At 61.7% G+C, this 6,428-nt stretch carries 3 protein-coding genes and 5 pseudogenes; 5 read left to right on the top strand and 3 right to left on the bottom strand.

All coding sequences use genetic code 11. The features are described 5' to 3' along the window. Positions 1–82: 82 nt before the first annotated feature. Both IVB01_RS27245 and IVB01_RS27240 read right to left on the bottom strand, forming a co-directional pair. Positions 83–331, bottom strand: a pseudogene (locus IVB01_RS27245) (ATP-binding protein); the annotation flags it as partial. Between the two features lie 49 nt (positions 332–380). Further along, positions 381–617, bottom strand: a pseudogene (locus IVB01_RS27240) (transposase); the annotation flags it as partial. Positions 618–1,489: 872 nt separating this feature from the next. Between IVB01_RS27240 and IVB01_RS35765 the strand changes: the two are divergent. Both IVB01_RS35765 and IVB01_RS35375 read left to right on the top strand, forming a co-directional pair. Next, positions 1,490–1,717 (top strand): annotated as a pseudogene (locus tag IVB01_RS35765) (reverse transcriptase/maturase family protein); the annotation flags it as partial. 38 nt (positions 1,718–1,755) lie between these two features. Continuing rightward, complete coding sequence (locus tag IVB01_RS35375; protein ID WP_346659349.1) at positions 1,756–2,415, top strand: reverse transcriptase domain-containing protein; 660 nt, start codon at positions 1,756–1,758, stop codon at positions 2,413–2,415. Between the two features lie 49 nt (positions 2,416–2,464). Here the strand turns inward: IVB01_RS35375 and IVB01_RS27230 are convergent, their stop codons facing one another. Continuing rightward, the gene (locus IVB01_RS27230; protein ID WP_247495001.1) at positions 2,465–4,021 is read right to left on the bottom strand and encodes an ISL3 family transposase; all 1,557 of its coding nucleotides are present in this window, start codon (positions 4,019–4,021) and stop codon (positions 2,465–2,467) included. 139 nt (positions 4,022–4,160) lie between these two features. On the opposite strand from IVB01_RS27230, the pseudogene IVB01_RS27225 reads away from it, so the two are divergent. The 3 genes and pseudogenes from IVB01_RS27225 to IVB01_RS27215 all read left to right on the top strand — a co-directional run. Continuing rightward, positions 4,161–4,409 (top strand): annotated as a pseudogene (locus IVB01_RS27225) (IS110 family transposase); the annotation flags it as partial. Between the two features lie 492 nt (positions 4,410–4,901). Further along, positions 4,902–6,218 carry a group II intron reverse transcriptase/maturase gene (gene ltrA / locus IVB01_RS27220; protein ID WP_247334514.1) on the top strand — a complete coding sequence of 439 codons (1,317 nt, stop codon included), beginning with the start codon at positions 4,902–4,904 and terminating at the stop codon, positions 6,216–6,218. Between the two features lie 110 nt (positions 6,219–6,328). Beyond that, a pseudogene (locus IVB01_RS27215) lies at positions 6,329–6,428 on the top strand (IS110 family transposase); the annotation flags it as partial.

Genomic DNA, 6,428 nt, shown 5'->3' with positions numbered 1-6,428 from the left:
CGGTCCTCCGGTCGGGCTACGCCCTCCCTTCGGTCCGTCCCCATCGGCGCAGTCTCACCTTGATTGTCGCTGGAGTCTCACCCTGATCGCCGCCGCGCATGCGGTAGTCGATGTCCTCGACGCACGCCTGCTGGCGCAGCTTGGCGTAGCGCAGGCGGGTGGCGAGCCGTTTGTCGTGCCGCAGCGAGGCTTCACGTTCGAGCAGCAGCGCAAGCCATTCGGCGTGACCGAGGCTTGCGGCCTCACCGGTGGCTTCGATGTCGGCGAAGGCCTTGGCCATGCCGTGGAGGCCGAGGGCGCTGAGGCGGTCGAGTGTCGGATGGGTGAGCAAGGGATGATCTCCTAATTGTAGTAGCGCGGTCCGATCGAGCGGAATCCGCACGTAGCTTGGGGATGCGCAGTTCGACCGCGCCGGCGCGGGTCTCCCAGGTCCGGTCACGGTAACCGTTGCGCTGCGCCAGGCGCTCGGCGTTCTTCTCGCCATAGGCCGCGCCGGTCAGCCCGGCGACCTCCAGCTCCATCAGGCGCTGGGCGGCAAAGCCGATCATCTCGCGCAGCAAGTCCGCGTCTGGGGCCTTCTCCACGAGCGCGCGAAGGTTCATCATCTCGTCGGTCATCGGTGGTTCCTCGAATGAGGTTGGTGTCAGCAACCCGACCCTACCGGCGAATTGCCGGTGACCACCGCAAAGCCGTCCGCCCGCTACGGCGCTATTGGAGGGCGCGCGTGCGGACGGCTTTGCTCTACCGAGCTACACCACCACTGGGGAGTACGTCATGCCAAGCTGATGAGTGCATGTGGGTGGAAGTCCCATCCGGCCAAAGCCGAAGCAGGCAACCCGGGACCGAGTCTTGCGGGCGTCGCGGTAACGCGAGGTCTGAAGTGTAGACAGGAGCCATGCGAGGTGCGGGAATGAGCCTCGAAAGGTGGATGTTCGCGGAGGACGAGTGTGTTCCCTAGTCAGGAAGGCAGCATGAGCATCGCCGTTATGCGAGACGATGCCGCTCCGTCGGGGTCGATGGCCGCATCACGGAAGGCAATCAACGGAACATGAGAGGCCCGACGGGGTCCATTGGATTGGTCTCCAGTGGGGGACAGCGGCAAGGCACAGCCAGAGCCGCGGTCCGAGCTGAGGTCGGGAGTCGGACTGGTCCATAGTACCTGTGAAGTCGTCGAAGGAAACGAGACGTATGGAGGGAAGGGGCCGGCCCGAGAGGAGCCCGCGCGAGAAGGTCAGGGTCCGGACACAGAGTCGGGTTGCCTTGCCGCCGAACTCGATCGGGTGAACGCGGCGGCCAAGCAGGCTGCCCAAACCCGGTTCACAGCCTTGCTGCACCACATCGAGGAGGACGCTCTGCTTCGGGCGTTTCGACGACAAAAGCGGCAGGCCAGCGCGGGGGTCGACGGGGTAACGGTGACGAAGTACGAAGACGGGCTCACGGAACCGCGACCTCTGCGGACGGGTCCACAGGTCGCTACCGGCCACAGCCGGTGCGGCGAGTCTACATCCCCAAAGCCGATGGCGGTAAGCGACCTCTCAGTGTGCCGGCGCTAGAGGACAAGATCGTCCAAAGCGCGGTGGCCGAGGTGTTGAGCGCCGTCTACGAGGCCGACTTCCTCGGGTTCTCCTACGGCTTCCGGCCGGGGCGGAATCCTCATATGGCGCTTGATGCCCTGCATACGGCGATCATGAGCCAGCGTGTGAACTGGGTGCTCGATGCCGACATACGCAGCTTCTTCGACTCGGTCGACCACGAGTGGCTGTTGCGGATGGTGGCGCACAGATCGCCGATCCCCGTATCTTGCGGCTCATCGGGCTGTGGCTGCGGGCCGGCGTTCTTGAGAGCGGCGAGAAGCAAGAAACGGACAGGGGTGCCCCGCAAGGGGCGGGCATCAGCCCGCTTCTCGCCAACGTCTTCCTGCACTACGTCCTCGATCTCTGGGCCCACCAATGGCGTCGTCGCCATGCACGCGGTCGCGTTGTGACTGTGCGCTATGCCGACGACTTCGTCATGGGCTTGGAGAGCAAGGCGGATGCGCAGGAGATGCTCTTGGCCCTCAAGGTGCGGCTGGCCAGCTTTGGCCTGATGCGTCATGAGGGTAAGACGCGGCTCATCGAGTTCGGCCGGTTCGCGGCCCCCTCACGTCAGCGGCGCGGCGAGCGGCGACCCGAGACCTTCGCCTTCCTCGGCTTCACCCACTACTGCGGGCGGACCCGGGACGGCCGGTTTATCGTGAAGCACAAGACGGAAGGGAAACGCCTGACGCGCAAGCTGACGGCGTTGCGCCAGGACGCCTGGCGGCTCATGCACGAGTCACTGGCCACGCAGCACGAGTGGTTCGCCGCCGTTCTGCGTGGACACTACGGCTACTACGGTGTGTTTCGGCATGGAATAAGGACCCCGTTTTCGGGGTGATCGGCATCCAATCGGGGCTCTGACGCATATTCGATGATCGTGATTGTGTTTATGGCGCGCCAATCAGCCTGGCTTGAAGTAGATCGAGCTTAGCGCGCCCGTACATCTGCCGTTTGACCAGCTTGAGCTTGGTGATCTGAGCTTCCACTTGGCCATTGGACCAGCGTTCCGTAATAGCGGCGTGCACCGCGCCCTTATCGTTGGCGATTCCATTCGCGAACGAGGCAATGAGGCTCCGCTTGGCTTCATCAATCCAAGGTTCGAGCTCCATCTCGGCCTTCTTTCGGATCATCGCGTAGAAGCGACCAACGAGAGCTTGCGCATCGGCCAGCATAGGGACGTCTCGTTCGATGACCGCAACCGTGACGGTCTCGGCCCTGGTTAGGTGGTCGCGCTTCGTCGTCATCAGCTGCGCTATCGTCCTGGCGGCGGGGACCTTCTGCAATTGTTGATGGCTGATAGTCTCGGCACGCCGCCGTCGCGTCGCCCATTCCGCCACCACGCGTAGCGATCCCTTGAAGCCTTGTCCCCTCAAGCGCCGCCAGAGCTCGGCACCGTTGCGACAGCCGACTGACCACTGCGCGTCCAGGAACGGCAGATGTCCGTCCAGGGTGCTTTGACGGGTGCGGAACATATCCGTACCGCCGCCGCGGCTAATTTGGCGAACCAGATTGCGACTATGTCCTGTGCGGCGGACGATCTCTTTGAGTGGCACGCCGTCGCTGACGAGAGCCGTAATTACGGCATGGCTGTCCTGACGCCGCAGATAGCCCTGATAGCGCAGCTTTTCCGCACAGGTCAGCAATTCCGGGTTGATCGTCGTCGCTCCGATTGCGGTTCGGATTCTGTTCATGGAGCGGCGCACCGCATCAAGGAAGGCCGCGCTCGCATTTTCCATCAGATGCCAGCGGTCAGCGACTTGGATGGCGTTCGGCAGCGCCTTGGCTGCTGCCTCGCCGTATCCACCACCGCGATCTCGCGACACGATGTTGATCGTTGGGTGCTTCGATAGCCACGCCCGAATGGTCGCAGTTTCCCTGTCGGGCAGCAGGGTAACGATCCGCCGACGCTCCAAATCGCACACGATCGTCCCGTATCGATGGTTTCTCCGGAACGCCCAGTCATCGATGCCCACAACAAGCAATGGATCTGTCGGCATCGCCGTCCGCCGGCGGACCACCCGTAGCAAGGTATCGTTGCTGACAGGCAGCATGAGCCGCTTGGCGAAGCTTGCCGCCGGCCGCCCGCCGAGCGCCAACCCCAAGTGATGGACGATGTATTCCAGCCGCGCCGTCCGGCGCCGTCGAAGCGAGACGATGTCTTCTCCGAACCGCTCTGCGAAGATCCGCCGGCGGCAATGCGGCACCTCACATTTGAAGCGCCGCGTGAGCAATCGGAGGCGCACCTTTCTGCCCGCTGATGGCAAATCGGCCACGTGCCGGATGTAACGGCTATGGATTCGGCGCGATGCTGTCGCGCACAAAGGGCACTGGGCCTCCGCAGCCTCTGACCGAACAGCCAGAATAACCGAATCCTCTGAATCACTTACGCCATCAAACACCAAACCACTCGGTACTAGCGATGAAATTCGAAAGCCAGTCCGCATGGCGCCGATTCTCCGTTGAAGAACCACAGTCGCCGGCGAACTTCATCAGAAATGATGGTGTGGAACGGCCCTTCGAACCGGCATCAAAAGTGCCTAACGTGGTCGCTTCGAGAGGCGCCACAAAGGAAGGACCGTTCCAATGGAGAAGATTATCACAGTAGGTTTGGATTTGGCCAAGTCGATCTTCCAAGTGCACGGGATCGGCAGCGACGGGAGAGTATTGGTTCGCCGCATGTTGCGACGATCGCAGGTGCTGCCGTTCTTTCGAGCGCTCCCCTCTTGCCTGGTCGGCATGGAGGCTTGTGCGAGTGCACATCATTGGGCGCGCGAAATCGCGGCGCTGGGGCATTCGGTCCGCATGATGCCACCGGCCTATGTGAAGCCTTATGGTGCGCCCCGACGGCGCGTATTACCAGTGGAGGAAGGATCCACCCAGAGAATTGTCGATTGATCTGGTAGCTGACGAGCGGTTTGGACGAGCAATCGGACGGACCGAAGCCTCGTGACAAAGGTCGCCTTGGGCGGCCGAGCAATCCAGCGGGCCGTAACGTGAGTGAAGTCTGAGCACGCCTCGAAAGTTACGATGTGAATGCCGACCCGATCGTATGGCGGGGAAGGCCGTGTGGACAGGGAAGCAATCGACACATGCACCTGTCTGGTTCACCGGGGTAATGGGCATGGCACGCTGGAAAGGTAGTGCGGGTAATCGGGGGAGACCCGTCTTGGTCGAAGGTCGCGCCTTCAGCATTGAGTAGTCGATGGACCGGATGGGAGTCGGACAGGGTCATAGGTACCGATGAAACCGGGTAATTCCGGTGGAGGAAAGGACCCTGACTTCAGGTGCGCTTTTGAAGATGGCGAGGGGAAGGGTCGATTGGCGATGAGCCTTGAAACGCCCGATAAGATCAGGAGCCTTCAGAGAAAGCTTTATTGCAAGGCGAAGGCGGAGCCTGCCTTCCGCTTCTACGTGCTGTACGACAAGATCTGCCGCGAGGACATTCTGAACCATGCCTACAAGCTGGCCCGCGCCAACGCGGGTGCGCCAGGAGTGGACGGAACAACTTTCGAGCAAATCGACGCGTCGGGACTCGAAGCATGGTTGGCCGGCCTGCGCGATGAACTCGTCACGAAGACTTACCGGCCCGATCCGGTGCGGCGGGTGATGATCCCGAAGCCCGGCGGCGGCGAACGTCCACTCGGTATCCCAACAATCCGGGACCGGGTCGTCCAAGCTGCCGCAAAGATCGTGTTGGAGCCGATCTTCGAGGCGGATTTTGAGAACGGTGCTTATGGATATCGCCCGCGTCGCAGCGCGGTCGATGCAGTCAAGGAAGTGCACCGGCTTGTGTGCCGGGGCTACACGGACGTTGTTGACGCCGATTTGTCGAAATATTTCGACACGATTCCGCACTCGGACCTCCTCAAATCGGTGGCCCGACGCATCGTCGACCGGAATGTGCTGCGGATGATTAAGTTATGGCTGCGAGTACCGGTCGAGGAGCGGGATAGCGATGGGAAACGGCGCATGAGCGGCGGTAAGAGCAACAAGCGTGGCACGCCACAGGGCGGTGTCATCAGTCCGCTGCTCTCCGTCATCTACATGAACCGGTTCCTGAAACATTGGCGTCTCAGCGGTCGGCGTGAAGCATTCCATGCCCAGGTTATCTCCTATGCCGACGACTTCGTCATTCTCAGCCGCGGCCACGCGGAGGAGGCATTGACGTGGACGAAAGCGGTGATGACCAAGCTTGGGTTGACGCTCAACGAGACTAAAACCTCGGTGAAGAATGCCCGATTGGAAAGCTTTGACTTTCTTGGGTACACGCTCGGACCCCGCCGCTTCCGCAATGGGGGACGGTGGTATCTTGGCGCGGCTCCGTCCAAGAAAAGCGTGCTGCGGATCAAGAGGAAGGTCAGCGAGCTGCTGACGCCGGGCAACAAGGGCGCTTGGCCCGAAGTACAGGCACGACTGAACCGCCTTCTGCGCGGCTGGTCCGCTTACTTCAGCTATGGCTCTCTTGCTACGGCTCATCAGGCCGTTGATCGACACGTCTTCGACCGCGTGCTCGCCTTTCTGCGCAGACGACATAAGACGCCAGGACGTGGCGTCAGACGGTTCTCTGATCAGATCTATGGGAACCCTGGCGTACTCGTGCTGAACCGCGTGCGCAAAGTGTCGCCGACGTGCGGCTTGTGACGAAACCTGTCGGAAAGCCGGATGCGGGAAAACTGCACGTCCGGTTTGATGAGCGGGGAGAGGAAACGGAACGCGCAACAAGCGCATCACCGCGCCTCTCCTCGACTCTACTCAAACGAAATAAGACCGACATGGCGGATGCAGAAGCCATTTGTGAGGCTGTCACCCGTCCGACGATGCGGTTCGTACCGATGAAGACTGCCGAACAAC

The organism is Bradyrhizobium sp. 164, assembly GCF_023073715.1.
Lineage (GTDB): Bacteria > Pseudomonadota > Alphaproteobacteria > Rhizobiales > Xanthobacteraceae > Bradyrhizobium.
This window is presented reverse-complemented; position numbering and strand designations above follow the sequence as displayed.

Bases quoted from the DNA above. Each gene is read 5' to 3' on its own strand.
- IVB01_RS27230 (WP_247495001.1), bottom strand. From the start codon at position 4,021: ATGCGGACTGGCTTTCGAATTTCATCGCTAGTACCGAGTGGTTTGGTG.
- ltrA (WP_247334514.1), top strand. From the start codon at position 4,902: ATGAGCCTTGAAACGCCCGATAAGATCAGGAGCCTTCAGAGAAAGCTT.